24 protein-coding genes and 1 tRNA gene are annotated in these 26,596 nt (G+C 69.7%); 18 read left to right on the top strand and 7 right to left on the bottom strand.

Going from position 1 to position 26,596, the window contains the following annotated elements; all coding sequences use genetic code 11:
• Positions 1-166: 166 nt before the first annotated feature.
• Complete coding sequence (locus tag DEJ24_RS08785) at positions 167-1,411, bottom strand: pyridoxal phosphate-dependent aminotransferase (protein ID WP_111078289.1); 1,245 nt, start codon at positions 1,409-1,411, stop codon at positions 167-169.
• A gap of 152 nt (positions 1,412-1,563) precedes the next feature.
• Here DEJ24_RS08785 and DEJ24_RS08780 point away from each other — a divergent pair.
• The 6 genes from DEJ24_RS08780 (at position 1,564) to DEJ24_RS08755 (ending at position 5,340) form a co-directional block, all read left to right on the top strand.
• Positions 1,564-1,636 (top strand) — tRNA-Trp (locus DEJ24_RS08780).
• Between the two features lie 34 nt (positions 1,637-1,670).
• Entirely contained in the window at positions 1,671-1,931 is a 261-nt protein-coding gene (gene secE, locus DEJ24_RS08775; RefSeq protein ID WP_375334700.1) for a preprotein translocase subunit SecE, read from the top strand.
• Between the two features lie 170 nt (positions 1,932-2,101).
• A complete protein-coding gene (gene nusG / locus DEJ24_RS08770) occupies positions 2,102-3,217 on the top strand; it encodes a transcription termination/antitermination protein NusG (RefSeq protein ID WP_111078288.1) in 1,116 nt (371 codons plus the stop codon).
• Positions 3,218-3,360: 143 nt separating this feature from the next.
• A complete protein-coding gene (gene rplK / locus DEJ24_RS08765) occupies positions 3,361-3,792 on the top strand; it encodes a 50S ribosomal protein L11 (RefSeq protein ID WP_110824626.1) in 432 nt (143 codons plus the stop codon).
• Between the two features lie 80 nt (positions 3,793-3,872).
• A complete protein-coding gene (rplA, locus tag DEJ24_RS08760; protein ID WP_111078287.1) occupies positions 3,873-4,562 on the top strand; it encodes a 50S ribosomal protein L1 in 690 nt (229 codons plus the stop codon).
• 127 nt (positions 4,563-4,689) lie between these two features.
• The gene (locus DEJ24_RS08755) at positions 4,690-5,340 is read left to right on the top strand and encodes a Pr6Pr family membrane protein (RefSeq protein WP_111078286.1); all 651 of its coding nucleotides are present in this window, start codon (positions 4,690-4,692) and stop codon (positions 5,338-5,340) included.
• Here the strand turns inward: DEJ24_RS08755 and DEJ24_RS08750 are convergent.
• Positions 5,291-5,845 (bottom strand): YqaJ viral recombinase family protein, encoded by a 555-nt coding sequence (locus DEJ24_RS08750; RefSeq protein WP_110902760.1) that lies wholly within the window; start codon positions 5,843-5,845, stop codon positions 5,291-5,293. The genes DEJ24_RS08755 and DEJ24_RS08750 overlap by 50 nt on opposite strands.
• Positions 5,846-6,117: 272 nt before the next feature.
• Positions 6,118-7,368, bottom strand: coding sequence for an ROK family transcriptional regulator (locus DEJ24_RS08745; RefSeq protein WP_111078330.1), 1,251 nt, complete (start codon positions 7,366-7,368; stop codon positions 6,118-6,120).
• 141 nt (positions 7,369-7,509) lie between these two features.
• Between DEJ24_RS08745 and DEJ24_RS08740 the strand changes: the two genes are divergently transcribed.
• The 6 genes from DEJ24_RS08740 (at position 7,510) to DEJ24_RS08715 (ending at position 13,755) form a co-directional block, all read left to right on the top strand.
• Positions 7,510-8,256, top strand: coding sequence for a sugar phosphate isomerase/epimerase (locus tag DEJ24_RS08740; RefSeq protein WP_111078285.1), 747 nt, complete (start codon positions 7,510-7,512; stop codon positions 8,254-8,256).
• Positions 8,253-9,362 carry a Gfo/Idh/MocA family protein gene (locus DEJ24_RS08735; protein WP_110902643.1) on the top strand — a complete coding sequence of 370 codons (1,110 nt, stop codon included), beginning with the start codon at positions 8,253-8,255 and terminating at the stop codon, positions 9,360-9,362. The genes DEJ24_RS08740 and DEJ24_RS08735 overlap by 4 nt, the downstream gene beginning before the upstream one ends.
• Before the next feature lie 122 nt (positions 9,363-9,484).
• Complete coding sequence (locus DEJ24_RS08730) at positions 9,485-10,786, top strand: ABC transporter substrate-binding protein (RefSeq protein WP_111078284.1); 1,302 nt, start codon at positions 9,485-9,487, stop codon at positions 10,784-10,786.
• A gap of 95 nt (positions 10,787-10,881) precedes the next feature.
• Positions 10,882-11,874, top strand: a complete 993-nt coding sequence (locus DEJ24_RS08725) for a carbohydrate ABC transporter permease (protein WP_181421471.1) — start codon at positions 10,882-10,884, stop codon at positions 11,872-11,874.
• Positions 11,867-12,706: a carbohydrate ABC transporter permease gene (locus tag DEJ24_RS08720; RefSeq protein ID WP_110902645.1), complete on the top strand. Its 840-nt coding sequence runs from the start codon at positions 11,867-11,869 to the stop codon at positions 12,704-12,706. The genes DEJ24_RS08725 and DEJ24_RS08720 overlap by 8 nt, the downstream gene beginning before the upstream one ends.
• Before the next feature lie 110 nt (positions 12,707-12,816).
• Complete coding sequence (locus DEJ24_RS08715) at positions 12,817-13,755, top strand: hypothetical protein (RefSeq protein ID WP_111078283.1); 939 nt, start codon at positions 12,817-12,819, stop codon at positions 13,753-13,755.
• Between the two features lie 106 nt (positions 13,756-13,861).
• On the opposite strand, the gene DEJ24_RS08710 is transcribed toward DEJ24_RS08715, so the two are convergent.
• Entirely contained in the window at positions 13,862-14,593 is a 732-nt protein-coding gene (locus tag DEJ24_RS08710) for an ABC transporter ATP-binding protein (RefSeq protein WP_258374768.1), read from the bottom strand.
• Positions 14,594-14,658: 65 nt separating this feature from the next.
• The gene (locus DEJ24_RS08705) at positions 14,659-16,188 is read right to left on the bottom strand and encodes an ABC transporter permease (RefSeq protein WP_111078281.1); all 1,530 of its coding nucleotides are present in this window, start codon (positions 16,186-16,188) and stop codon (positions 14,659-14,661) included.
• A 318-nt stretch (positions 16,189-16,506) separates the two neighbouring features.
• Here DEJ24_RS08705 and DEJ24_RS08700 point away from each other — a divergent pair, with 318 nt between their 5' ends.
• From DEJ24_RS08700 to rplL, 4 genes are all read left to right on the top strand, one after another.
• Positions 16,507-17,247 (top strand): response regulator transcription factor, encoded by a 741-nt coding sequence (locus DEJ24_RS08700; RefSeq protein ID WP_181432900.1) that lies wholly within the window; start codon positions 16,507-16,509, stop codon positions 17,245-17,247.
• 14 nt (positions 17,248-17,261) lie between these two features.
• Positions 17,262-18,848 carry a cell wall metabolism sensor histidine kinase WalK gene (locus DEJ24_RS08695; protein WP_111237746.1) on the top strand — a complete coding sequence of 529 codons (1,587 nt, stop codon included), beginning with the start codon at positions 17,262-17,264 and terminating at the stop codon, positions 18,846-18,848.
• 299 nt (positions 18,849-19,147) lie between these two features.
• Complete coding sequence (gene rplJ, locus DEJ24_RS08690) at positions 19,148-19,663, top strand: 50S ribosomal protein L10 (RefSeq protein ID WP_110902650.1); 516 nt, start codon at positions 19,148-19,150, stop codon at positions 19,661-19,663.
• Between the two features lie 51 nt (positions 19,664-19,714).
• Entirely contained in the window at positions 19,715-20,098 is a 384-nt protein-coding gene (gene rplL / locus DEJ24_RS08685; RefSeq protein WP_110902651.1) for a 50S ribosomal protein L7/L12, read from the top strand.
• Positions 20,099-20,256: 158 nt separating this feature from the next.
• On the opposite strand, the gene DEJ24_RS08680 is transcribed toward rplL, so the two are convergent.
• On the bottom strand, positions 20,257-21,057 hold the full coding sequence (locus DEJ24_RS08680; RefSeq protein ID WP_146242540.1) for a hypothetical protein: 801 nt from the start codon (positions 21,055-21,057) through the stop codon (positions 20,257-20,259).
• Positions 21,058-21,370: 313 nt separating this feature from the next.
• Positions 21,371-22,783, bottom strand: a complete 1,413-nt coding sequence (locus DEJ24_RS08675) for an APC family permease (protein WP_111078279.1) — start codon at positions 22,781-22,783, stop codon at positions 21,371-21,373.
• A gap of 210 nt (positions 22,784-22,993) precedes the next feature.
• Between DEJ24_RS08675 and DEJ24_RS08670 the strand changes: the two genes are divergently transcribed.
• A complete protein-coding gene (locus tag DEJ24_RS08670) occupies positions 22,994-24,892 on the top strand; it encodes an ABC transporter ATP-binding protein (RefSeq protein ID WP_111078278.1) in 1,899 nt (632 codons plus the stop codon).
• Between the two features lie 175 nt (positions 24,893-25,067).
• The gene (locus tag DEJ24_RS08665) at positions 25,068-26,432 is read left to right on the top strand and encodes a cystathionine beta-synthase (protein WP_111078277.1); all 1,365 of its coding nucleotides are present in this window, start codon (positions 25,068-25,070) and stop codon (positions 26,430-26,432) included.
• Positions 26,433-26,596: the final 164 nt, after the last annotated feature.

Genomic DNA, 26,596 nt, shown 5'->3' with positions numbered 1-26,596 from the left:
CACCGCGTCCGGTGATCGCGCCCCGTCGTACCCGACGACCGCGCACCACGCTCGGTGGTCTCGTTCCGTGGACGACACCGCGCCCCGCTCCGTGCATCGCGCCCCGTCTCGACGGGGAGCGATGCGCGGAGCGGGGCGCGGTGTGCGGGGTGTGATCGCGCCGAGGTCAGCCGAAGAAGCGACCCAGCCGCGCGACGCCCTCGGCGATGTCGTCGTCGCCCAGTGCGTAGGACAGCCGCAGGTAGCCGGAGGGTCCGAACGCCTCACCGGGGACGACCGCGACCTCGGCGTGCTCGAGGATCAGGTCGGCGAGTTCGAGGGTCGTGGTCGGCGTGCTGCCGGCCCACTCGCGACCGAGGAGCGCGGTGACGTCGGGGTAGACGTAGAAGGCGCCCTGCGGTTCCGGCGTCACGAAGCCCGGGATCGCGTTGAGACCCGCGACGATCGCCTTCCGCCGTCGGTCGAAGGCGTCGCGCATCGCGATGACGGGCTCCTGCGGGCCGTTCAACGCCGCGATCGCGGCCCGCTGCGAGACGTTCGAGACGTTCGACGACAGGTGGGACTGGAGGTTCGACGCGGCCTTGATCGCGTCAGCCGGGCCGATCATCCACCCGACCCGCCAGCCGGTCATGGCGTACGTCTTGGCGACGCCGTTGACCAGGATGGTCGTGTCCGCGAGGGCCGGGACCTCCTCGAGCACCCCGGAGAACGTGATGCCGTCGTAGACGAGGTCCTGGTAGATCTCGTCGCTGATCACCCAGATGCCGTGCTCCAGCGCCCACTCGCCGATGGCGCGGGTCTGCTCGGCCGAGTAGACGGCGCCGGTCGGGTTCGAGGGGGAGCAGAAGAGCAGCGCCTTGGTGCGCGGGGTCCGCGCCGCCTCGAGCTGCTCGACGGTCACCAGGTAGCCCTGCTCGCTGCCGGCGAAGACGTCGACCGGGACACCGCCGGCGAGCCGCACGGCCTCGGGGTAGGTGGTCCAGTACGGCGCCGGCAGCAGGACCTCGTCGCCGGCGTCGACCACGGTCTGGAACGCCTGGTAGACGGCCTGCTTGCCGCCGTTCGTCACGATGACCTGCGACGGTTCGACGGCGATGCCGGACTCCCGCGCGGTCTTGTCGGCGACGGCGCGCTTGAGGTCCGGGAGGCCCGTGGCCGGCGTGTACCGGTGGTTCGCCGGGTCCTGCGCCGCCACGACGGCCGCGTCGACGACGTGTGCCGGGGTGGCGAAGTCGGGCTCGCCGGCGGCGAAGGAGATCACCGGACGACCGGAGGCCTTCAGTGCCTTGGCCTTGGCATCGACCTTGAGGGTGGCGGACTCGGCGATGGCGGCGATCCGGGAGGCGATGCGGGGCCGTGTACTGGTGTCGGGGCTGTCGGTGGGCTGAGGGCTGGCGGCGTCGGTGCTCACGGGGTCAGCCTACCGACGCGCCGCGCCGGAGCATCCGTCAAGTGGACACCGCCGTCGGGACTCCCGTACACTGTTCTGCGGCGGTTGAAGTCTGTCGGAATCAGACTTCTTCTCCCTGGAACGACCGGATCCCGTACGGGTGGACGTTCCGAAGGGCGGTGGCTCAATTGGTAGAGCAGCGGTCTCCAAAACCGCAGGTTGCAGGTTCAAGTCCTGTCCGCCCTGCACATCGGGAAGGGTTGAAGTGGCGAGCAAAGACGTGGAGACGACTGACGACGTCGTCGCCCAGGCAAAGGTCGACCGCGCACAGCGCCGCGGCCCGTTCGCCGCGATCGCACTGTTCATCCGCCAGGTCTTCGGCGAACTGCGCAAGGTCGTCACACCGACCCGCAAGGAACTCTTCAGCTACACGGGCGTCGTGCTCGTGTTCGTCGTCGTGATGATGATCCTCGTGTCGGTCCTCGACTTCGTGTTCGGTCTCGGCGTCGGCTACGTGTTCGGCAACGGCCCCACGGCCTGACCCAGCCGGCATGAACCCCGGCGCGCTGCACTCCTGGCGCGCCCGGCCTGACCGCAGGTCCGACCGCTCCGGTCCTCCTCGGGGTACGGTCTCCCGGAGACGGCGACCCGTTCCCCGCCCGGGACGCGAGCGCCAACCCGATCCGCACCATCGAACGGAAAGAACCGACTGTGTCTGACTACTCCCGCGACGACATCGACCTCGCGACCGCTGCCGAGCAGTCTTCCGAGGTCGAGGAGAACCAGGAAGGCGACGTCGAGACGAGCGAACTCCGTTCGACCGACTCCGCCGAGGAGCGCGCGATCTCCGTCGAGGACGAGGACGACGAGTCCCTCGGTCTGAGTGACGAGCCGGACGACGGCACGGTAGCCGCCGAGCTCGACGAGACGCTCGCCGCCCTCGCCGAGTCGCGTGACCCCGAGGCCGACGCGGTCGTCGACGACGCGCTCGAGATCGACACCGCCGACGAGGCCGAAGCCGCCGTCGAGGCCGTCGAGGACGAAGAAGAGTCCGAGCTCGAGGACGAGACCGCCGCCGAGGCGAACGAGACCATCGCTGCCGAGGAGTCCGCGGACGCCCTCGGAGCGATCGCCCCGGAGTCCGAGGTCGACCTCGCCCCCGACACCGAGGTCACGATCACGGCCGAGGACGACGAAGAAGAGTCCGAGGTCGACCCGTACGAGGCGTTCAAGGCCGAACTGCGGATGAAGCCGGGCAAGTGGTACGTCATCCACTCCTACGCGGGCTTCGAGCGCCGCGTGAAGGCGAACATCGAGAACCGCATGGTCTCGATGTCCATGGAGGACTACATCTACCAGGCCGAGGTCCCGATGGAGGACGTCGTCGAGATCAAGAACGGGCAGCGCAAGCTGGTCACCCGCGTCCGGATCCCCGGCTACGTGCTGGTCCGCATGGACCTCGACGAGGACTCGTGGTCGGTCGTCCGTCACACCCCCGGTGTGACCGGCTTCGTGGGCAACGCGCACAACCCGACCCCGCTCCGCTTCGACGAGGCCTTCGGCATGCTGAAGTCCCTCGTCCAGGTCGCGGAGACCGCCCCGACCAAGGGTGGCGCGAAGGGTGGCGGCGCCGCACAGGCGCAGCCCCAGGCCGAGGTCGACTTCGAGGTCGGCGAGACGATCACCATCAAGGAGGGCTCGTTCGCGGGTCTGCCGGGGTCGATCTCCGAGATCAAGCCGGAGAGCGGCAAGCTCACCGTGCTCGTCTCGCTCTTCGAGCGCGAGACGCCGGTCGAGCTCAGCTTCGACCAGGTGACCAAGCTCTAGAGCTGGACGCCATCCACTAGACTGTTCGAGTTTGGGTCCGCGCGCCTCGTGCGCTGCGGGTCCGTCACCGCGATCCGGAACCGCCGGAGACGCGGGAGAGTGCACGGATCCCCGTGCGTTCGATCCCAGGAGGAAAGCGAAACATGGCACCGAAGAAGAAGGTCACGGGCCTGATCAAGCTGCAGATCAACGCGGGCGCCGCCAACCCGGCACCGCCGATCGGTCCGGCGCTCGGTCAGCACGGCGTGAACATCATGGAGTTCTGCAAGGCGTACAACGCCCAGACCGAGTCGCAGCGCGGCAACGTCATCCCGGTGGAGATCACCGTCTACGAGGACCGTTCGTTCACGTTCATCCTCAAGACCCCGCCGGCCGCCGAGCTCATCAAGAAGGCTGCGGGTGTGAACAAGGGTTCCGCGACGCCGCACACGGTGAAGGCCGGACGCATCACGGCGGACCAGATCCGTCAGATCGCCGAGACCAAGCAGGCCGACCTGAACGCCAACGACATCGAGCAGGCGACGAAGATCATCGCCGGTACCGCTCGTTCGATGGGCATCACGGTCGAGGCCTGAGCCTCACCCTCCACACCCCAGTACTCACCGTGGGAGAGCCGCGCCGGCTCGCCAACCACGTATCTCGCAAGGAGACCACCATGGCGAAGAAGTCCAAGGCGTACCGCGCCGCGGCCGCGAAGATCGAGGCCGACAAGTTCTACACCCCGACCGAGGCAGTCGCCCTGGCGAAGGAGACCGGCTCTGCGAAGACCGACTCCACCGTCGAGGTCGCACTGAAGCTCGGCGTGGACCCCCGCAAGGCGGACCAGATGGTGCGTGGCACCGTCATCCTCCCGCACGGCACCGGCAAGACCGCCCGCGTCATCGTCTTCGCGACGGGTGCAGCCGCTGAGGCTGCCATCGCCGCCGGCGCCGACGAGGTCGGTGGCGACGAGCTCATCGCGAAGGTCGCCGAGGGCTACACCTCGTTCGACTCCGCGGTCTCCACCCCGGAGCTCATGGGCAAGGTCGGTCGTCTCGGCAAGGTGCTCGGCCCGCGTGGTCTCATGCCGAACCCGAAGACCGGTACCGTGACGCCGAACGTGGCCCAGGCCGTGAACGACATCAAGGGCGGCAAGATCGAGTTCCGCGTCGACAAGCACTCCAACGTGCACTTCGTCGTCGGCAAGGCCTCGTTCACGCCGGAGCAGCTCGACGAGAACATCAGCACCGCGCTCGACGAGATCGTCCGTCTCAAGCCGAGCGCCGCGAAGGGCCGTTACATCATGAAGGGCGCCGTCTCGACGACCTTCGGCCCGGGCATCCCGCTGGACGTCAACGTCTTCTGATCCTGATCAGCGGCGGATCGTCCTGATCCGCAGCAGAACAGCAGAACAGCACCACACGAACGGCCCGCACTCCGGTGCGGGCCGTTCCTCGTTCCCGGACGAGTCGGCGGACCAGTACCGTGGGCCCGTGCGGATCCTCGTGAACACCCTGCGGCTCGCTGCGGCGATCGCCATCGTCGCCGCCGTCGTGGACGACCTGCAGCGGGCGCTCCAGAACGGGTTCGTGTTCTGGAACTTCTTCGGGTACTTCACGAACCAGTCGAACATCCTGGTCGCCGTCGTCCTGGTCCTCACCGTCGTCGCAGCGTTGCGCCGCCGCGAGTCAGGCCGCCGCCTGGACCTCTTCCGGGGTGCGGCCACGGTGTACATCGCGACGACGGGCCTGGTCTACAACACCCTGCTGGTGCAGGTCGGACAGGCCGTGGGGGAGTCCTGGTCGAACGACGTCCTGCACCGGTGGATCCCGCTGTACGTCGTGCTGGACTGGCTGCTGTTCTCCGACCGCAGCCGCCTGGCCTTCCGCGACGTCTGGTGGTTCCTGGTCTACCCGGCGGTCTGGCTGGTCGTGGTCGTCGTCCGCGGTGCGACCGACGGCTGGGTGCCGTACCCGTTCCTCGACCCGGAGTCCGGCTACGGCGTGGTCGCGCTGTACTGCCTGGGTGTCGCGGTGTTCATCGGCCTGATGGGACTGATCGTCGTCGCGCTGTCCCGACTGCGGCTGATCCCGGTCAGCGAGCGTCCCGCAGTCGGTCGAGCACCAGGTCCGCGAGGGCGATGAGACCCCGGATCGCGTCGTCGTCGCGGTCGATCCACCGGCACTCGGGCTCGTCGGCGACGGGCACGAAGTCGTCGTGCTTCTCCCACACGAACAGCGTCCGGTCCGCGCCGAGCACGTACTGCTGCCACCAGACCTGCCGCATGTAGTGCCGGGGGACCCGGGTGAACCCGTTCGCGGTCGTCTTGATCTCGGCGAGGAGCAGGCGTCCGTCGCGGTCCAGACCGACGCCGTCCGGCGTCGCCAGGTGTGCTCGGTTCGTCGCCGCGTGGAACAGGTGTGCGGAGGGCTGGATGCCGTGCGTCGCGGCCACCCACGAGGCGATCACGGGTTCGCGTTCCTTGCCGTGCTCGGTGTAGACGTTGCCGGCGAACCGGGAGCCGTACCGCTTGTCGGCGACGACCGCGTCGACGGCACGGAGCGAGGCGAGGCGGGCGACGTCGGTCGCCGTGATGCCCATCGCGCGGGCGCGGAGCCAGGCGACCCGGTCCGAGGAGTGCGCGACGATCCGCTCGGTGTGTCCGCGGAGGGCCGTGAAGGTGTCGTGCGCGCGGGCGGCTCGAACAGCGCCGGTGGACCGCCCGCCGGTCGACGTGCCGGGGCCGGACGACGTGCCGGACGCTGCCGACGTGCCGGACGCTGCCGACGTGCCGGAGCCGGGCTGGGCCTCCCACCCGTCATCCAGGTCGCCCCAGAGAGTGGGCTGCACGATCGTCACCCCACGATTGTCCACCCGACCACCGGCAGGGACGAAACCGGCACGCGGCCGGACGGTGCCGGTCAGGAGACCAGCTGCCGCCCCTCGGTGAGGTGCCGACCTTCGGTCAGTTGCTGTCGCCCCTCGGCCAGGGTGACCAACTCGTCGACGCCCGCGGGGGAGAGCGCGTACGCGATGGCGAGGGCGGCGGCGCCCTGCAGCGCGGCGATCGACCCGGCGCGGGACTGTGCGATCACGAGGTGTTCGGTGGCGAGCGGCATCGAGCGGGAGTAGACGACCTCCCGGACGCCGGCGAGCAGGTGCTCCCCGGCCTGGGTGATCGAGCCGCCGAGGGCGATGACGGACGGGTTGATCAGCGAGACGCAGGTGGCGAGGACCTCGCCGATGTCACGGCCGGCCTGGCGGACCGCCCCGATCGCGTCGAGGTCGGACCGCGCGACGAGGTCGACGACGTCCGCGCTGGTGTGGACGTCGTGCCCCTTCGCGCGGAGTGACCGGGCGATCGCCGGGCCGGAGGCGACGGCCTCCAGGCAACCGGTGTTGCCGCAGTGGCACGGGACGTCACCCGCACGGGAGACACGGACGTGCCCGATGTCACCTGCGGTGCCCTGTGCGCCACGCTGGAGCCGACCCTCCGACACGATGCCGGAGCCGATGCCGGTGGCGACCTTGACGAAGAGCAGGTGGTCGAGGTCCGGCCAGCCGTGCGCGCGTTCCCCGAGCGCGGCGATGTTCACGTCGTTGTCGACGAGCACGTGGGCACGGACGTGCTGACGGAGCCATCCGGGGACGTCGAACCCGTCCCAGCCGGGCATGATCGGCGGGTTCGCGGGACGTCCGGTGGAGAACTCGACGGGGCCGGGCAGGCCGATGCCGAACGCGATGACGTCGTCGCGGACGCGGCCGACCGAGTCGAGGAGCTCGTCCACGACGCCGACCAGCCACTCGAGGGTGGGGACGGGACCGGCGGCGATGTCGATCCGAGCGTCACGGCTGGCGAGCTGCGTGCCGACGAGGTCGGTCACGGCGACGCGACCGTGCGAGGCGCCGAGGTCCGCGGCCACGACGAGCCGGGCGGCGGGGCGCAGGGCGATCTGTGCGGGGGGACGTCCGCCGGTGGAGGCGGCGGTGTCGACGGCGCCGACGAGTCCGACGTCGACGAGGGCGTCGATGCGCACGCCGATGGTCGAGCGCGCCATCCCGGTGAGGGCAGCGAGTTCACCGCGGGTCCGCGGGACGCCGTCTCGCAGGATCTGGAAGAGCTCACTGGCCCCGACCGGCGGCGTCGTTGCCGTCCGAGTCAAGTCGACCATGCTCGGAGTGAACCACACATCCTCCGAGCCACGCAACGAAGGTCGTCGAACTTCTCCGAACTTTTGCTTGACCGCCGACAAAAGCGCCCATAGTGTGACGAGCGGTCAGCGAAGACCACATCTCGATGAGGAGAACACCTGGTGCCCCAACCGCTCTCGGTCCAGCTCTACACGGTGCGCGACGCACTGACGACGGACCTCCCCGGAACCCTGGCGACGATCGCCGACATCGGTTTCACGAACGTCGAACTCTTCGGCTTCGTCGACCGTGCCGACGAGTACGCGGCCGCTCTGCAGCAGGCCGGTCTGACCGCGCCCAGCGGGCACGCACGTCTGGTGGACGCAGACGAGCAGGAACTCGAGCGCATCCTCGGCGCGAGTGTCACCGTCGGGCTCGGCACCCTGATCGACCCGCACGTCGACGAAGCCCGCTGGACCACCCGCGAGGACGTCGAAGCCATCGCTCGACAGTTCAACGACCTCGCCCCGCGCGCCGCCGACCACGGCCTGGCGCTCGGGTACCACAACCACGCGTTCGAGTTCTCGAACCGCATCGACGGCACGAGCGCCTTCGAGGTATTCGCCGGGGCACTCTCCGACGCCGTCGTCCTCGAGCTCGACACCTACTGGGCGAAGGTCGGCGGTGACGACCCCGTGGCCGTCCTCGGCCGGCTCGGCGACCAGGTCCGCTTCCTGCACGTCAAGGACGGCGACGGCTCGCACGACGACAAGCAGCAGGTGGCGGTCGGCAAGGGGATCATGCCGGTGCGCGACATCGTCGCCGCCGCACCCGACGCCCAGCAGGTCATCGAGCTCGACGACCACGACGGCGACGTCGTGCAGGCCGTCCGCGACTCGTACGCCTTCCTCGCCGGAGCACACGCATGAGCGCCGCGGGACGCGTCGGCGTCGGCGTGATCGGTGCCGGCGTCATCTCGGACCAGTACCTGTCCAACCTGACGGTCTTCCCCGACGTCGAGGTCCTCTTCATCGCCGACATCGACTTGCCCCGCGCAGCGTCGCAGGCCGAGAAGTGGGGCGTGGCGGGCTCCGGCACGGTCGACGAGTTGCTGGCGATCGACGACATCGAGATCGTCGTGAACCTCACGATCCCGGCCGCGCACGTCGAGGTCGCCCTGCAGGCCCTGGCAGCCGGCAAGCACGTGTGGGGCGAGAAGCCCTACGCGCTCGACCGACAGAGCGCGGCGCAGCTCCGCGACGCCGCGGTCGCCGCCGGCAAGACGGTGAGCGTCGCCCCCGACACGTTCCTCGGTGCCGGACTGCAGACCGCGCTCCGGACCATCCGGGACGGTCGCATCGGGAAGCCGCTGAACGGGCTCACCCTCTTCCAGAGCCCCGGCCCGGAGTCCTGGCACCCGAGCCCCGAGTTCCTCTTCGCCTACGGCGCCGGCCCGCTGTTCGACATCGGCCCGTACTACATCACGACCCTCGTGCAGGCGTTCGGACCCGTCGCGAAGGTCACCGCCACCGCGTCGAAATCCCGCGCGACCCGCACGATCGGCTCGGGCCCGAAGGCCGGCACCGAGTTCCCGGTCGACGTCCCGACGAACCACTCGGCACTGATCCAGTTCGAGAACGGCGGCAGCGCCCAGAGCGTCTTCTCGTTCGAGTCCGACCGCGGCCGCACCGGCTTCGTCGAGATCGCGGGCGAGACCGGCACGGTCGTGTTCCCCGACCCGAACAACTTCGACGGCGACACCGAGCTGTACGCGCTCGGCGCCGACGAGCCCGAGACGATCCCCGCCGTCGGGTCCACCTACTCGCGGGGGACGGGCGTGGTCGACCTGGCCCGCTCCCTCCGCGCGGGTGAGGAGAACCGGGTCCCCGGTGCCCTCGCCTTCCACGTCCTCGACGTGATGGTCTCCATCGCCGAGGCCGCCGAACGTGGTGAGACCGTGCTCGTCGAGAGCACGGTCGCACCCTCCCCGACCCTCCCCGAGGGTTGGGACCCCGCGGAGCAGACCCTGGCCTGACCAGGTCCAGCCGACCGGACCCTGGTCCGACCCGGCCCTGCCCCGTCCCACACAGCAGCACCCAGCACCACCACCGAGCACCACCCTCCTGCACCATCTCAACGACGAGAAAGTAGAGAGTCATGCGCACTGCCATCCGCGCACTGGCCATCACCGCGGCCGCGGCACTCACCGTGTCCGGCCTCGCAGCCTGCTCCTCCGGGTCGTCCGGTTCCGCCGGCGACTCGAAGACGCTCACCTACTGGGCGTCGAACCAGGGCACCTCCCTGCAGAACGACAAGGAGGTGCTGACCCCCGTCCTGAAGAAGTTCACCAAGGAGACCGGGATCAAGGTCGACCTCCAGGTCATCGGCTGGAACGACCTCCAGACGAAGATCCAGACCGCCGTCACCTCGGGCCAGGGCCCGGACGTGGTGAACATCGGCAACACCTGGGCGACCTCGCTCCAGGCCACCGGCGCCTTCCAGGAGTTCGGTGACTCGGAGATGAAGTCGATCGGCGGTGCCGACAAGTTCGGCAAGGTCGCGCTCTCCACGGGTGGTGCCCCCGGCAAGACCGTCACGAGCGTCCCGCTCTACGGCCTCGCCTACGGCCTGTTCTACAACAAGCAGATGCTCGCCGACGCCGGCGTCGAAGCCCCCACCACCTGGGAGGAGCTGACCGCCGCGGCGAAGAAGCTCACCACCGGTGGCAAGTACGGCTTCAGCCTCGCCGGTGGCTCCTACACCGAGAACGCGCACTTCGCGTTCATCAACTCGGCGCAGAACGGCGGCGAGTGGTTCGACAAGGACGGCAAGCCGACCTTCGCGTCGGCCGAGAACGTCGACGGCATCAAGCGCTACATCGACCTGATGCAGGAGACCAAGGCGGCGAACCCGTCGAACGCGCAGTACGACAACGCGAACCAGTCGGTCGCGGACTTCGCGAACAAGAAGGCCGCGATGATCCTCAACCAGAACAACGCGAACACCACGATCGAATCGCTCGGCATGAAGTCCGACGAGTTCGGTGTGGTGCCGCTGCCGGCACCGAGCGGCGGCGAGCAGATCGCCAGCTTCCCGGCCGGCATCAACCTCTCGATCTTCAAGAACACGAAGAACAAGGAGGGCGCGCTGAAGTTTGTCAAGTACATGACGAGCCCCGACACGCAGACCACGCTCGACAAGCCGTACGCGGCGCTGCCGGTGCTCGCTGCCGCGGCCGACTCCGTCACGGACGAGCAGACGAAGACGTTCCTCGACATCTACAACAACAAGGCGAAGCCGCTCCCGCTGGTGCCCGCCGAGGACCAGTTCGAGTCCACGGTCGGCAAGGCGATGAACGACATGTTCGCCAAGATCGCAACGGGTTCGAAGGTGTCCGACAAGGACATCAAGGAAGCGCTGCAGACGGCCCAGGACCAGGTCTCCCAGGCCGCAGGTTGATCTGACGGGAGGCCCGGATCGCGTCCGCAAGGTCGCCTTCCGGGCCTCCCGCCCCACCTCTCGAACCACCTCCACCCCAGCCGGAAGGCCTGCCCATGTCCACGACGGTCCTGCCAGACTCCGAGGCCATCGACCTGACGCACACGAAGGCGCCGACCCTGTCGGGTCCGCCCCGTGGGAAGCGCCGCGTCCCGTGGCTCCCGTACGCGCTCGTCGGTCCCGCGATCCTCTTCGAACTGCTCATCCACATCGTGCCGATGCTCGTCGGCATCTGGATCAGCTTCGTCCAGCTCACCAAGTACTTCATCGCGAACTGGGGCGCCGCCCCGTTCGCCGGGCTGCGCAACTACTCCGTCGCGGTTGACTTCGACCAGGCCATCGGTCGTGGGTTGCTCAACTCGTTCCTCATCACCTGCGCGTTCACGATCCTCGTGGTCGGGCTCTCCTGGGGCTTCGGCATGGCCGCCGCCGTCGCGCTGCAGAAGCCGTTCCTCGGCCGAGGCCTGTTCCGCACGCTCTTCCTGATCCCCTACGCGCTGCCGATGTACGCCGGTGTCATCACCTGGAAGTTCATGTTCCAGCGTGACTCCGGAGCCCTGAACCACATCCTCGTGGACCAGTTGCACCTGTTCGGTGCCAACCCGCCGTTCTGGCTGATCGGCAACAACGCCTTCGTGGCCGTCGTGGTCGTCGCCATCTGGAAGACCTGGCCGTTCGCGTTCCTCATGCTCATGGCGGGTCTGCAGTCCGTGCCGGCCGACGTGTACGAGGCGGCGTCGGTCGACGGCGCCAAGCCCTTCCGCCAGTGGCGCTCCATCACCCTGCCGATGGTCCGCCCGGTGAACGTCACCCTGGTGCTCGTGATGTTCCTCTGGACGTTCAACGACTTCAACACACCGTTCGTGTTGTTCGGTTCGACCGCACAGCCCCCGGCCGCCGACCTGTTGAGCTTCCACATCTACAACGCGTCGTTCATCACCTGGAACTTCGGCTCCGGGGCCGCGATGAGCGTGCTGCTCCTCCTCTTCCTGCTCGTCGTCACCGGCATCTACCTGGCCGTCACCAACCGGAGGTCCGTCCGTGCGTGAAACAGTGGGCGCAAAGTCCTTCAAGGTCATCGTCCTCGTCCTGCTCACCGTCTTCACAGTGGTACCGCTCTACGTGATGGTCACCACGGCGATCAAGCCGCTCGGTGACGTGCAGAACGACTTCACGTGGATCCCGTCGAACATCACCTTCCAGCCGTTCATCGACATGTGGTCGACGGTCCCGCTGGCGCGGTACTTCGTCAACTCGCTCGTGGTCTGCACGGTCGCGACGGTGTTCTCGCTGATCATCGCCACGTTCGCCGCCTACGCGGTGTCGCGGTGGAACTTCAAGGGCAAGAGCGCCTTCACCACGACGGTGCTCTCGACCCAGATGTTCCCCGGCGTGCTGTTCCTGCTGCCGCTCTTCCTGATCTTCACGAACCTCGGCAACTCGCTCGGCATCCAGCTCGTCGGCAGCTGGCTCGGTCTGATCATCACGTACCTGACGTTCACGCTGCCGTTCTCGATCTGGATGCTCGCGGGCTACTTCGAGACGATCCCGCGGGAGCTCGACGAGGCCGCGATGGTCGACGGGTCCGGCCCGATGGGCGCGCTGTTCCGCATCATCCTGCCGTCGGCCCGCCCGGGTCTCGTGGCGGTCGGCATCTACTCGTTCATGACGGCCTGGGGTGAGGTGCTCTTCGCCTCCGTCATGACGAACGGTCTCGGCTCCACGCTCGCGGTCGGTCTGCAGCAGTACTCGACGCAGACGAACGTGTACTGGAACCAGATCATGGCCGCGTCGCTGGTCGTGTCGATCCCGGTCGTCATCGCGTTCCTCGTGGTGCAGCGCCAGTTCGTCGCCGGTCTGACCGCCGGTGCGGTGAAGTAGCCGTACCCCACTGACGGGAGGCGCGGTGCGGGTCCGTCCCACACCGCGCCTCCCGTCCGTCATGCGGCCCCAGCCGCCGCTCGACCGACGACGCACGACAGGATGGACCCATGACCGAGACCCGTGGGCGGCAGCTGCTGCCCGGCCAGACCAGCCGCGTGCACGTGTACGACGTCGAGACGCGGACCGCGCGGCTGGTGTTCGCCTCGGACACGGTGCTCGTCGAGGCGCCGAACGTCCTGGACGCCGACACGCTCGTCCTGAACGGCGACGGGGACCTCTGGCTGCTGCCGCTGCCGGAGGCCGGGATCGTCCTCGACGAGACCGCCCTCGTGCCGGTGCCGATGGACGGCGTGCCCGAGATCAACAACGACCACGTGCTCGACCCGTCGGGGGAGTCCGTCGTCGTGAGCGCCCGCGACGGCGAGCTGTACCGTGTGCCGATGCCCGCCGGGGGAGCGGGCGTCCGGATCACGGACACCGCGCGCGCCCTGCCCGTGGTGCGGAAGTACTACCTGCACGGCATCGCCCCGGACGGATCGGCGCTGGCCGCCATCGTCGGCGACCTGTCCGAGGACGGCGTCTGGACGACCGACGTCGCGCTCGTCGACCCCGTCACCGGGGAGCCGACGTTCCTCACCCGGGACGAGCACCCGACGGACGGATGCTCGTACGCCGGGAACGTGCTGCTGTTCAACACCGAGCGGTTCACCCCCGGCACCGCACAGCTCGCCGCGCTGCGGGACGGGTCGACCGAGCCCGTGCAGATCACCGGCGACGAGCGGGTGAACTGGTTCCCGCACGTCTCCCCGGACGGCACACACCTGCTGTACCTGTCGTACGAGCCGGGCGTGCAGGGGCACCCGGCCGACCAGCGCGTGGAGCTCCGGCTGCTGCCCGGGGTCCTGGCACGCGGTGCGCGGATCGCGGTGGTGCCCGAGACCCTGGTCACCCTCGACGGCGGGCAGGGGACCGTGAACGTCCCGCCGTGGGCGCCGGACTCGTCGTGGTTCGCGTACTGCGACTACCCGGTCGCGACGGCGGGCTGACTCGGGAGCGCCGGCGTTCGTGCGCCGCGCCGCGGCATTCCGCGGTGTGACGCACGAACGCCGGTGTCCCGCCGCTGATCGGTCCTCCCCGGCCGATCAGCCGTGATCACACGTCGCGCACCTGCCCCTGCTTGATGTGCAGCCGGCGCTCCGCCCGCCGCGCAACCCACGAGTCGTGCGTCACGATGACGACCGTCAGCCCGCGGTCCTGCCACTGCCGTTCGATGAGGCCCATGATCTCGTCACGGGTGCCCTCGTCCAGCGCACCGGTCGGCTCGTCCGCCAGCAGGACGGTCGGGTCCTTCACCAGTGCGCGGGCGATCGCGACGCGCTGCTGCTGGCCGCCGGAGAGCTCGGCGGGCAGGTGGTCGAGGCGTTCCTCGAGGCCGACCTCACGCAGCGCGGTCGTGGCACGTCCCCGGACCTCGGCACGGGACCGGTTGGCCAGGCTGCCCGCGAACGCCGTCTCGACGTTCTCCAGCGCGGTCAGGGTCGGGATGAGGTTGAAGCTCTGGAACACGAAGCCGATCTCGGTGGCCCGGACGTCGGTGAGGGCACGGTCGCCGAGGGAGGCGACGTCCCGGTCGCCCAGGTGCACCGAGCCACTGCTCGGCCGGTCGAGCGCACCGAGCATCTGCAGCAGCGTCGACTTGCCGCCGCCGGTCGGCCCCTGGACGGCGACGAGCTGCCCCTGCGGGATCTCGAGGTCCACCCCGGCCAGCGCGGTGACGGTGCGGTTCTTCTGCCGGTACGTCTTCGTCACGCCCGACAGTCGGTACGCGGGCCGGGAGGCGGTGGGCACGCCACCGGTTACGGCTGCGGTCTCGGTGGTGGTCACGATGGCTCCTGGATCGGTCGTCTGGGTGGTGGGTACTGTCGGGTGTTCGCGGTTCGTCGCCCGCATCACGCCACGCTCCGCAGCGCTTCCGCGGGGCGGAGACGGGAGGCCCGCCACCCGCCGAGCGCACCGGCGAGCAGTCCGCCGAGGACCGCGAGCCCGATCGCGAGCAGGATCACCTCGACCGTGACCGGGGCGTGCAGGACGACGTCCGTGGTCGCCGCCGTCTGCCCGCCGCCGCCGAAGCCGCCAGCGGGGGCGCCGCCGGTCGTGCCGCTGCCGGCCGCTGCCGTCGCGGCCGCTCCGGGCACGGCACCGCCCGCGCCGGGCCCGGTCCGGGTGCTGGTGGCGGCGCTCGCCGAGACCGTGGGGGCGATCACGTTCACGACGAGGATGCCGACGAGTCCGGCCGCGGCGCCGATCACGCCGCCGATCAGGCCCTGCACGAGTGACTCGCCCGCGACCTGCCGGGTGATGCGGCCGTTCGACCAGCCGATGGCCTTCAGCGTGCCGAACTCACGGGTCCGTCGGGTGACGCCCGAGATGGTGAACAGGATCGCGATGAGGAACGCCGCCGCCAGGACGACGATCGACAGCCACCGGCCGAGGTTCGACACGAGCGTCGAGGCCGTCGCGAGGGAGCCGGACACGCTCGAGGCGAGGTCGGACTCGGTGGAGACGGTCGCGCTCGACAACGCCTTCTGCAGCGCGGTCTTGATCGTCGCGACGTCCGAGGACGACTCCGCGGACACGTAGATCGAGGTCACCTTCCCGGACAGGTCGGCGAGCGTCTGCGCGGTGTCGAGCGGGATGTACGTGTTCGATCCGGTGGTGGACGCGGACCCGGTCGAGGCGACGATCCCGATCACGTCGAACGTCTTCCCGCCGACCGAGACGGTGTCGCCGACGGCCTTCGACTCGCTCTTCGCGTACGCGGAGTCGAGCACGACGACGTCCTTGCCGGCGTCCGCCGTGGTGAAGGTCCGGCCCTTCGTGGTCTCGGTGCTGGTGAGCGGGCCGACCGTGTCGCCGGACACCGGGATGCCGGTCACGGTGAACGAGTCGACGCTGAACGAGCCGCCGCCGAAGCCGCCGCCGCCCTGGTCGGTGCCGCTCGGCGGCCCGCCCTGTGCTGCGCTGTCGCTGCTGCTGCTGCTGCTGCCGTCGCTCTGCTCGACCTGCCCCGAGAACGTGCTGTTCTCGAGCGTCAGGACCCCGGTCGCGGCCTTGACCCCGTCCGTGCCGGTGACCGTCGCCACGTCCGCCGCGCTCAGGGTGCTCGACCCGCGGGACACCGCGAGGCGGGACTGGGACAGGTCCGTCGACCCGCTGCTGCTGTCCGACGAGCCCTGGTCGCCGAAGTCGAACGACGGACGACCGGTGCTGCTCGACGACGGGGTCTCGGTCTTCGTGACCGTGATGTCGGTGCCGACGCCGTACACGGACTGCAGGACGCTGGACTGGGCGGACTGCACGCCGCTCGCGATCGACGACACGATGACGACGAGCGCGATGGCCAGTGCCATCCCGACGGCGATGATCACCGTCTGCTTCTTGCGGTTCGTCAGTTCGCGCCTGAGGTAGGTCAGGAACATGGTTCTCCTCGGTGGGGGCCGGCTCGGGGAGCACCGGTCGCGCGGATCGCGCGGCGGGGGCCGACGAGGAGAACCTAGGAAGCGCCGCCAAGGGCACCCCTTCGGTCCGCTATGAGGACGCCATGGAGGTCAGGACGCGTCGCCGTAGGTCCGCCGGAGGTGCTCCGCGTACCCGCCGGGCGTCCGGCCGTCGAACCGACCGCTCGTGCTCGCGCCGTGCGCTGGCTGATCACGACCCCTCTCACTGCGAGTTCGATGCACAGGGCGCACTGGGGCCGGCCACAGACCGCTCATAGGAATCTTTCGATACTCGAAGACGTGACCATCTCCCAGCCCTCCGCACCCCCGCGTCTCACGCGTGCCGACGGTTCCCCGTTGCGCATCCTGGTCGTCGACGACGAAGCCAGCCTGACCGACCTGCTCTCGATGGCGCTCCGCTACGAGGGCTGGGACGTCCGCAGTGCGAACGGTGGTCAGGACGCCCTCGCCAAGGCCCGGGAGTTCCACCCCGACGCGATGGTGCTCGACGTGATGATGCCGGACCTCGACGGGCTGCAGGTCCTCAGCCGACTCCGGCAGAACAACGACGACACCCCGGTGCTGTTCCTCACCGCCAAGGACTCCGTCGAGGACCGCGTCACCGGGCTCACCGCCGGCGGCGACGACTACGTCACCAAGCCCTTCTCCCTCGAAGAGGTCGTCGCGCGCCTCCGAGGGCTCATCCGTCGCTCGCAGATCTCCGTCAGCGAGGCCGGGGACTCGCGTATCGTCGTCGGCGACCTGGTGCTCGACGAGGAGTCGTACGAGGTGACCCGCGCCGGCCGCGCCGTCGAGCTGACCGCCACCGAGTTCGAGCTGCTCCGCTTCCTCATGCGGAACCCTCGCCGCGTCCTGTCGAAGGCGCAGATCCTCGACCGGGTGTGGTCGTACGACTTCGGTGGCAAGTCCTCCGTCGTCGAGATCTACATCTCGTACCTGCGCAAGAAGATCGACGTCGGCGAGGAGCCGATGATCCACACCGTGCGTGGCGTCGGCTACGTCATCAAGCCCACCGCCTGACGCCGGGCGCCCTCATGACCCTCCGTCGCCGGCTCGTCCTGAGCATCGTCGCCCTGGTCGTCGCCGTCAGTGCGGTGATCGGGGGCGGCAGCATCGTCGCGCTGTTCTCCATCCAACGCTCGGCGATCGACGAGCAGCTGCAGTACGCGACGAACCGAGCGCAGCGGTCGGTCGAGCAGCAGGGGCCGAACGGGCCGGAGTTCGGCCGTCCGTCCGCGCAGTCGGCCGGCACCCTGACCGTGTACGTCCTCGACGGGAACGCCGTCGTCGGCAGCCTGCTCGACAACTCGGGGCAGGCCGAACGCCTGTCGTCCGCCGTGGTGCGGCCCCTCAGCGGACTGGCCGTGGACGGTGCGCCGCACACCGTCGACCTCGGTTCCGACCTCGGGCGCTACCGGGTCACGGCCGCGAACGTCGGACCCGCGGTGCTCGTCGTCGGGTTGCCGCTCGCCCCGGTCTACGAGAGCGTGTGGAAGCTGCTCGGAGTCGTGCTCGTGGTCACCGTCCTCGCACTCCTCGTCGCCTCGGCAGTCGCCACCGCCGCCGTCCGACGCGCCCTGCGGCCACTCGACCGCGTCGCCGAGACCGCCTCGACCGTCGCTCGGATGCCGCTCGACCGCAGCGACGCCCTGGACGGCGTCCGTGTCCCCGACGCCGACCCCGCGACCGAGGTCGGCCGGGTCGGCACCGCGTTCAACCGGATGCTCGGGCACATCGGCAACGCCATGCAGGCCCGGGAGCGCTCCGAGCAGAAGGTCCGGCAGTTCGTCGCGGATGCCTCCCACGAGCTCCGGACGCCCCTGGCATCGATCCGCGGGTACGCCGAACTCACCCGACGGATGGGTGCCGACCTGCCGCCGGACGTCGTCTACGCGATGAGCCGGGTCGAGTCGGAGTCCGTGCGGATGACCTCGATGGTCGAGGACCTGCTGCTGCTCGCCCGCCTCGACGAGGGTCGCGAGATCCAGTTCGCGGACGTCGACCTGACCGGTCTCGTGCTCGACGCCGTGAACGACGCGCACGCTGCCTCACCGGACCACCCGATCGAGGTCGACCTGCCGTCCGAGCCCGTCGAGGTCGTCGGCGACGCCGCACGCCTGCACCAGGTGATCGTCAACCTCGTCACCAACGCCCGGACCCACACGCCCGACGGCACGCGCATCACGGTGGGCATCGCGGCGGCGCCGGACGGCGGTGTCGACCTCACCGTCCGCGACGACGGGCAGGGGATCGACCCCGGGTTCCTGCCGAAGCTCTTCGAGCGGTTCGCCCGCGCCGACAGTTCGCGCTCGCGGACCGCGGGGTCGACGGGACTCGGACTCGCGATCGTCGACGCCGTCGTGCAGGCGCACGGCGGGCGGGTCAGTGTGGCGAGCGAGCCGGGGGAGACGGTGTTCACGGTGCACCTGCCGGAGCGCGGCGGGGAGACGGCTGGTGCTGGTGCTGGTGCTGGCGCGGGTGTGGCCGATGCGGGTACGGCCGGTGCAGCGGTCGACTCCGCGACGTCGGACGGATCGGACTCCGCGGCGTCGGGGGCGCCGGGCGCGTCGGACGCGTCGGGCGCGTCGGACGCGTGGGCCGAGGTGCCGGGGCGTTCCTGACCGGACCGGCGGGGCGGAGGGGGGTCGGGCCTCCAGGCCGGATCCGAGGTTCCGGAACGCGCCCGGGCTGTGGTACCGTTCTGTTCAGCCAAAGACCGCTGGTCGTCGCTGCCGTGTTCACGCATGGACAGTGACCGAAGGTCCTCGTCACGAGGCAACCCGCGCAGGTGTTCAGAACCACTCCCACACATCGTGTTGGAGCAGCTCCGAGCCTCTGCGCCGGAGCTTTTTTCGTGTGCGGGTTGTGTTCACCACAGCCATGGGACCCGGGGCTGCCAGCAAGAACCCCAAGGAGAACCATGGCGAACAAGGAAGCTGCGGTCGCCGAGCTCACGGAGTCCTTCCGTAGCTCGAACGCCGTTCTGCTCACCGAGTACCGCGGTCTCACGGTCGCGCAGCTCAAGGAGCTCCGCAACTCGATCCGTGAGCACGCCACGTACGCCGTGGTGAAGAACACGCTGACCAAGATCGCGGCCAACGAGGCAGGCATCACGTCGTTCGACGACGAGCTCGCCGGTCCGTCCGCTCTCGCCTTCGTCCACGGTGACACCGTCGCCGTCGCGAAGTCGCTGCGTGCATTCGCCAAGGCGAACCCCGAGCTCGTGGTGAAGGGTGGTTACTTCGACGGTAACCCGCTCTCCGCGACCGAGGTGGACAAGCTCGCCGACCTCGAGTCCCGCGAAGTGCTGCTCGGCAAGCTCGCCGGCGCCTTCAAGGCCTCGCTGTTCGGTGCTGCGTACCTGTTCAACGCACCCCTCTCGCAGGCCGTCCGCACGGTGGACGCCCTCCGCGAGAAGCAGGAGTCCGCGGCCTGACCAGGCACGCGTTCCACAACCACATCACGTACTGAGTAGTAGGAGAAAATCATGGCGAAGCTTTCGCAGGACGAGCTCATCGAGGCCTTCAAGGAGCTCACGCTCATCGAGCTCTCGGACTTCGTGAAGAAGTTCGAAGAGGTCTTCGAGGTCACCGCTGCTGCCCCCGTCGCGGTCGCCGCGGCCGGTGGCGCTGCTGCCCCCGCCGAGGAGGTCGAGGAGAAGACCGAGTTCGACGTCGTGCTCAAGTCGGCCGGTGACAAGAAGATCCAGGTCATCAAGGAGGTCCGTGGCCTCACGTCGCTCGGCCTGGGCGAGGCCAAGGCGCTCGTCGAGACCGCTGACGCGAAGATCCTCGAAGGTGCGAACAAGGAAGCTGCCGACAAGGCGAAGGCTGCCCTCGAGGCCGTCGGCGCCACCGTCGAGCTCGTCTGAGTCTGACCTTCTGGTCACGAAGGCCGCTGCCCCTCGGGGCGGCGGCCTTCGTCGTGTGCGGGCGCGGTGCGGCCGGGGGCGGCGGCTTTTCGCGCTGAGCGACACGATTCGCGGCCGGACCCGCGAACCGTGTCGCTGAGCGCGAAACGTCCCACCGCTCACAGCCGGACACCGTGCGCCCGGAAGAGTGCTCGCAGGCGGTCTGGCTCGACGAGATGCCACCAGGTCACGCGGATGACCGCTCGGACCTCCGGCCGAGACCGGATCCGGTCTTCCCGGACTTTCTCGCGCCAGAGCACCTCCGCCGGGTCCGACGTGCCGATCATCGTCGGATCGCGGTACTTCTGCTTCCCGTCGAACTCGACCACGACTCCCCGGCTCGGGAGCCAGAAGTCAACGCGATCACGTCGCCCGTCAGGCAGGACGAACTCGTGCTGCGGGATCGTCTCCGGCGCTCCGATCTCGACCAGACGGATCGCCGTGAACGACTCCCCGGGTGACTCGTGTCGCTCGTCGAGCGCGGACAGGACGAGCTGAGCACGGGCTGAGCCGCGGGCCGGACCGAGGGGGAGCTCCTCGGCGAGACGGGATGGCTCGATCAGCCGTGCTCGGACCGCGGCGTCGACGGCGACTGCTGCGACGTGCACCGGCGCACTGACGATGAGCGCGACAGCCGTGGGGACCGGAGCCGTCACCGGCACGCCGTCGAGTCGCACGGGGTCCACTGCGGGGAGCGGACCCGCGTGCCGCACCAGGCCGGCTCGGTGCACGGTCGTGGTGCGGCGGTCATCGATGACGTGCACGCGTTCTGGCGCTGGCCCGATCAACGGCCAGCCAAGAGCGAGGGCAGCCGTGACGTGCGAGAAACCCGTTCCCTCCTCCAGCTCGGGAGCCACCGCACGAGCCCGGGCGAGGTGCCGTCCGGTCTCCTCGAGCGCCTCCCACTCTCCGCGAGGCATGTACACGCCCTGCCGGATCAGGACGAGGTCGCCAGACCGGTGCGCGCTCGCTGCGTTGCTCTCGCGGCACTGCGATCGGCCATGTCGGTTCGGAGGAGGTGCGGTCGCTTCCGGTGGTGCTCCATGGCCCATCGTGTGGCTCCGGATCGCTCCGTCGGTCTCGCCATGCTCGCGCTGTGGACGGCGGCCCGTGGTGACGCCACTGTGGAGGACGAGTACGTTTCGCGCCCAGCGACACCGTTCGGGCTCCTGAGCGCGAGTGGTGTCGCTGGGCGCGAAACTCGGGCCAGGGCGGCCGCGGGCCAGGGCCGGCCTACGCGAGCGTGCTGTGGCGGCGGCCGTAGGCCAGGTAGAGCACGGCGCCGGCGACCATCCAGATGCCGAACGCGATCCACGTCCCCGCGCCGAGCGTCACCGCCAGGAACAGGCAGAACAGGACGCCGAGCACCGGCACCACGGGGAAGAACGGCACGCGGTACGACCGTTCCAGATCCGGTTGGGTCCCGCGGAGCACGATCACCGAGACGTTCACGAGGGCGAACGCGACGAGGGTGCCGATGCTCGTCGCGTCGGCGAGCTCCCCGAGGGGGACGAGTGCCGACACGATCGTCACCACGATGCCGACGATGAGCGTGTTCGCGATCGGGGTCCCGGTGCGCGGGGACACCCGGCCGAACACCTTCGGCACGAGACCGTCACGCGCCATCGTGAGCAGGATGCGGGTCTGGCCGTAGAGCACGGTGAGGACGACACTGGCGATCGCGATGACGGCACCGACCGAGAACACGAGCGCGACGACAGGCAGCCCGGTGACGTCGACGACGATGCGGACGAGCGAGGCCTCGTCGGCCGAGAACGACGTCCACGACCGCGCGCCGATCGCCGCGACGGCCACCAGGATGTACAGCGTGGTGATGAGCGCGATCGACCCGATGATGGCGCGCGGCAGGTCGCGGCGGGGGTCCTTCGCCTCTTCGCCGGCGGTCGAGGCGGCGTCGAACCCGATGTACGAGAAGAACAGCCGAGAGGCCGCCGCGCTCACGCCCGCCGCGCCCATCGGGGCGAGCGGTTCGAAGTTCCCGACCCGGAACGCCGAGAACGCCACGATGACGAAGAACACCAGCAGCGCGATCTTCACGAGCACCATCAGCGTGTTCACCCAGGCGCTCTCCTTCGCCCCGGGCAGCAGGATCAGCATCGCGACGAGAACGAGCGCGGCCGCCGGCAGGTTGACCACCCCACCGTCACCCGGAGGCGCGGACAGCGCGGTCGGCAGGTGCAGGCCGAAGACGCGCAGGGTCTCGTCGACGTACTCGCTGGCACCGACGGCGACGGCGGCGACGGACACCGCGTACTCGAGGACCAGGCACCACCCGCAGACCCAGGCGATGCCCTCGCCCATCGTCGCGTACGTGTAGGAGTAGCTCGACCCGGAGGTGGGGACGGCACCGGCCATCTCCGCGTAGGACAGTGCCGAGAGCAGCGCAGCGACGCCGGCGAGGACGAAGGAGATCCAGACGGCGGGCCCGGCGAGTGGCACGGCGGTGCCGAGGACGACCAGGATGCCGGTGCCGAGGGTCGCACCGACGCTGATCATGGTCAGGTGCCACACCCCCAGGGTCCGGCGGAGTGGCTGTCCGTCGACCCCCTCTGCCGCCTCTGCGCGGAGCTGGTCCACGGGCTTCCGCCGGAGGAGCTGACGGGCGAGTGACGGCGCGGACGACATGGGACCTCACGGGAGCGCTGGCGGGGGACGGGTCATCGTCCCACGGCCCCCGGACGGGGTCCAAACCGGACGCGTCCGGTCCTCCACACGGGAGGCCCGGATCACCTCCGTCCACAGCCCTCGGCGAACGCGTCGGGCCGGGTCGGTGCGCGGGCGTACATTCATGCGAGGACGACGCCGCGAGGCGTGGAGAGGGTGTCGATGAGTCAGATGGGCTCCGTCGCCGGTGGCGGCGGGATGCGTGGTGGTGGGCCGGGCGGCGGGCACGGTCGCAGCCGGATCTCCAGTGGGGACCCGGACGCGCAGCGTGCCGCGAACGCGGAAGCGCCCCAGATCCCGCACCTGCTTCGACGCATCGCGGGGCTCTTCGTCCCGCACCGTCGCTCGATCAGCCTGACCGTCGTCCTCGTCCTCGTCGGGGCCGCGGTCTCGGTGATCCCGCCCCTCCTGACCCAGCAGGCCTTCGACCGGGGGCTGTTCCCGCCCGGCGGACGTCCGGACGTGCCGGTCCTCGCCGAACTGGTCGGCGGCATGATCGGGCTGTGGATCCTCAGCGCCGGCATCGGCGTCTGGCAGACCTACCTGACCGCGACGGTCGGCAACAAGGTCATGGGCGCCATGCGGATGCGGCTGTTCGGGCACCTGCAGCGTATGGAGCTGGCGTTCTTCACCCGGACCAAGACCGGCGTGATCCAGAGCCGGTTGCAGAACGACGTCGGCGGCGTCGCGAGCGTGCTGAACAACACGATCTCGTCGGTGCTCGGCAACACCGTCACGGTCATCGCGGCCGTCGTCGCGATGCTGCTTCTGAGCTGGCAGATGACCCTCGTGGCCGTCGTGCTCCTCCCGCTGCTCGTGATCGCGCAGCGCAAGGTGGGCAAGGTCCGTGCACGCATCGCCGCGCAGACCCAGGAGTCGCTGTCGGACATGACGGCGATCACGCAGGAGACCCTGAGCGTGTCGGGGATGCTGCTCGCGAAGAGCTTCAACCAGCAGCGCAGCGAGATCCACCGCTACGGCGACGAGAACCGCAACCAGATCGGGCTGCAGGTCCGCCAGCAGATGTCCGGTCAGTGGTTCTTCGCGATCGTGCAGATCTTCCTGTCCATCATCCCCGCGGTGATCTACCTCGTGGCCGCGTACCTCATCGAGGGCGGCATCCCGATCACCGCCGGCACGATCGTGGCGTTCACGACCGTGCAGTCCCGGCTGCTGTTCCCGACGGTCGGCCTGCTCCGGGTCGTCCTCGACCTGCAGACATCCGGCGCGCTGTTCGCCCGCATCTTCGAGTACTTCGACCTCGAGCCCGCGATCACGGACGCCCCCACGGCGAAGCCCGTCGACGAGCGTCGGGTCGGGCACGTGGCCTTCGACGACGTCTCGTTCGCCTACCCGGACGGCGAGCCGGACAAGCCGACCCTGCGCGGCGTCTCGTTCGAGTTGCAGCCGGGCCAGTTCGCGGCCTTCGTCGGACCCTCAGGCGCGGGCAAGACCACGATCTCGTACCTGGTCCCGCGGCTGTACGAGGCGACGGCGGGCTCCGTCCGGTTCGCCGGGCAGGACGTGCGGGACATCGTGCACGAGGACCTCATGGCGCACATCGGCATCGTCAGCCAGGAGACCTACCTGTTCCACTCCTCGATCGGCGACAACCTGCGGTACGCCAAGCCCGACGCGACGGACGCCGAGCTGGAGCGTGCGGCACGGGCGGCGAACATCCACGAGACGATCGCGTCGTTCCCGGACGGCTACGACACGATCGTCGGGGAGCGGGGGTACCGGCTCTCCGGCGGCGAGAAGCAGCGGATCGCGATCGCCCGTGTGCTGCTCAAGGACCCGCCGGTCCTCGTGCTCGACGAGGCGACGAGTGCGCTCGACTCGATCTCGGAGCGTGTCGTACAGGCGGCGCTGGACACCGCGGCCCGCGGGCGGACGACCATCTCGATCGCGCACCGGCTGTCGACCATCCGTGACGCCGACGTCGTCTTCGTCCTCGACCACGGCCAGATCATCGAGCAGGGGACGCACGACGAACTCCTCGCGCTCGGCGGCACGTACTCCACGCTGCACGAGCAGCAGAGCGACCCGGTCGTGACCGCCCGGAGCTGACGCGGCGGCCGACCGGCGACGGACCTGGCGTGCAGACCGCGTGCAGCCCGCGGGCAGACCTCGGGCGGACCGCCGGCAGACCACCGGTGCCCGGTCGAAGCGGCACCAGGTGTGCCCTGGCTGAGCATCCGTCGCCGGAGGACGCACAGCGGAACCGGCCGCCTAGACTCGTCGGGTGCGTTACGCGAACTCCGTCGTCGACCTCGTCGGCGACACCCCGCTGGTCAAGCTGAACCGGGTCACCGCCGGGCTCCGGGCGACCGTCCTGGTCAAGGTCGAGTACTTCAACCCGGGCGGCTCCGCGAAGGACCGCATCGCGACGCGGATCATCGACGCTGCCGAAGCGTCGGGTGACCTGCGCCCCGGCGGCACGATCGTCGAACCGACCTCGGGCAACACCGGTGTCGGCCTCGCCCTGGTCGCCCAGCAGCGCGGGTACCGCTGCGTGTTCGTGCTCCCCGACAAGGTCGGCGAGGACAAGCGGAACGTCCTGACCGCCTACGGCGCCGAGATCGTCGTCACCCCGACCGCCGTCGCTCCCGAGGACCCGGAGTCCTACTACTCCGTGTCCGATCGCCTGGTGCGTGAGATCCCCGGCGCCTACAAGCCGAACCAGTACGCCAACCCGAACGGCCCCCGCAGCCACTACGAGACCACGGGTCCGGAGATCTGGCGCGACACCGAGGGGCAGCTCACCCACTTCGTCGCGGGTGTCGGTACCGGTGGCACGATCTCCGGCACCGGTCGGTTCCTCAAGGAAGCCTCCGACGGTCGGGTCCGGATCGTCGGCGCCGACCCCGAGGGCTCCGTCTACTCCGGGGGCACCGGCCGTCCGTACCTCGTCGAGGGCGTCGGCGAGGACTTCTGGCCGCCCGCGTACGACGCCGGTGTGCCGGACGAGATCATCGCCGTCTCGGACGCAGACTCGTTCGCCATGACGCGGCGCCTCGCCCGTGAAGAGGGCCTGCTCGTCGGCGGGTCGAGCGGCATGGCCGTGGTCGCCGCGCTCCGTGCCGCCGAGTCGCTGTCCGAGGACGACGTGGTCGTGGTCCTGCTGCCCGACGGGGGACGCGGCTACCTCGGCAAGATCTTCAACGACCGGTGGATGCGCTCCTACGGCTTCGCCGAGACCGACGACGAACGCTCCGTCGGGGACCTCATCGCCGGCAAGGACGGCCGCCTGCCCGACCTGGTGCACGCGCACCCGTCAGACACCATCCGCGACGTGGTCGACATCATGACGAAGTACGGCGTCTCGCAGATGCCGGTCCTCAACGCCGAACCGCCCGTCGTGATGGGCGAGGTCGTCGGCGCGATCGAGGAGAAGGCCCTGCTCGAGCAGGTCTTCACCGGAGCCGCGGCCATGGCCGACGCCCTGTCCCCGTTCGTCGGCGACCCGCTGCCCCTGATCGGCATCGGCGAGTCCTTGTCCGCAGCCCGTCGCGCCCTCGAAGGGGCCGACGCCCTGCTCGTCGTCGGCGACGGCAAGCCGGTCACGGTCCTCACCCGCCACGACCTCCTCACCTACCTGTCCGAGTGACGGCCGCCGCCGCGAACGCCGCCCAGACGGCGACGGCATGACGGCAGCAAGGACGACGGCAGCCCGCGCGACAGCAGCAAGCACGACCGCAGCAAGCACGACCGCAGCCCGCACGACAGCCGCCCGCAGGGCCGCAGCACCGCACCACGCTGCCCACCCGCACC

Source organism: Curtobacterium sp. MCPF17_001, from assembly GCF_003234615.1.
In the GTDB taxonomy this organism is placed as follows: domain Bacteria; phylum Actinomycetota; class Actinomycetes; order Actinomycetales; family Microbacteriaceae; genus Curtobacterium.
Note: the sequence above shows the minus strand (reverse complement) of the source record. Positions and strands in the feature narration are given on the sequence as shown.

Excerpts from the sequence above, each read along its gene's own strand:
- rplA (WP_111078287.1), top strand. The coding sequence starts at position 3,873 with ATGGCGAAGAAGTCCAAGGCGTACCGCGCCGCGGCCGCGAAGATCGAG.
- DEJ24_RS08675 (WP_111078279.1), bottom strand. The coding sequence starts at position 22,783 with ATGTCGTCCGCGCCGTCACTCGCCCGTCAGCTCCTCCGGCGGAAGCCC.
- rplL (WP_110902651.1), top strand. The coding sequence starts at position 19,715 with ATGGCGAAGCTTTCGCAGGACGAGCTCATCGAGGCCTTCAAGGAGCTC.
- DEJ24_RS08725 (WP_181421471.1), top strand. The coding sequence starts at position 10,882 with ATGTCCACGACGGTCCTGCCAGACTCCGAGGCCATCGACCTGACGCAC.
- DEJ24_RS08670 (WP_111078278.1), top strand. The coding sequence starts at position 22,994 with ATGGGCTCCGTCGCCGGTGGCGGCGGGATGCGTGGTGGTGGGCCGGGC.
- DEJ24_RS08705 (WP_111078281.1), bottom strand. The coding sequence starts at position 16,188 with ATGTTCCTGACCTACCTCAGGCGCGAACTGACGAACCGCAAGAAGCAG.
- rplJ (WP_110902650.1), top strand. The coding sequence starts at position 19,148 with ATGGCGAACAAGGAAGCTGCGGTCGCCGAGCTCACGGAGTCCTTCCGT.
- DEJ24_RS08730 (WP_111078284.1), top strand. The coding sequence starts at position 9,485 with ATGCGCACTGCCATCCGCGCACTGGCCATCACCGCGGCCGCGGCACTC.
- rplK (WP_110824626.1), top strand. The coding sequence starts at position 3,361 with ATGGCACCGAAGAAGAAGGTCACGGGCCTGATCAAGCTGCAGATCAAC.
- DEJ24_RS08680 (WP_146242540.1), bottom strand. The coding sequence starts at position 21,057 with ATGCCTCGCGGAGAGTGGGAGGCGCTCGAGGAGACCGGACGGCACCTC.
- DEJ24_RS08735 (WP_110902643.1), top strand. The coding sequence starts at position 8,253 with ATGAGCGCCGCGGGACGCGTCGGCGTCGGCGTGATCGGTGCCGGCGTC.
- DEJ24_RS08745 (WP_111078330.1), bottom strand. The coding sequence starts at position 7,368 with ATGGTCGACTTGACTCGGACGGCAACGACGCCGCCGGTCGGGGCCAGT.
- DEJ24_RS08715 (WP_111078283.1), top strand. The coding sequence starts at position 12,817 with ATGACCGAGACCCGTGGGCGGCAGCTGCTGCCCGGCCAGACCAGCCGC.
- DEJ24_RS08695 (WP_111237746.1), top strand. The coding sequence starts at position 17,262 with ATGACCCTCCGTCGCCGGCTCGTCCTGAGCATCGTCGCCCTGGTCGTC.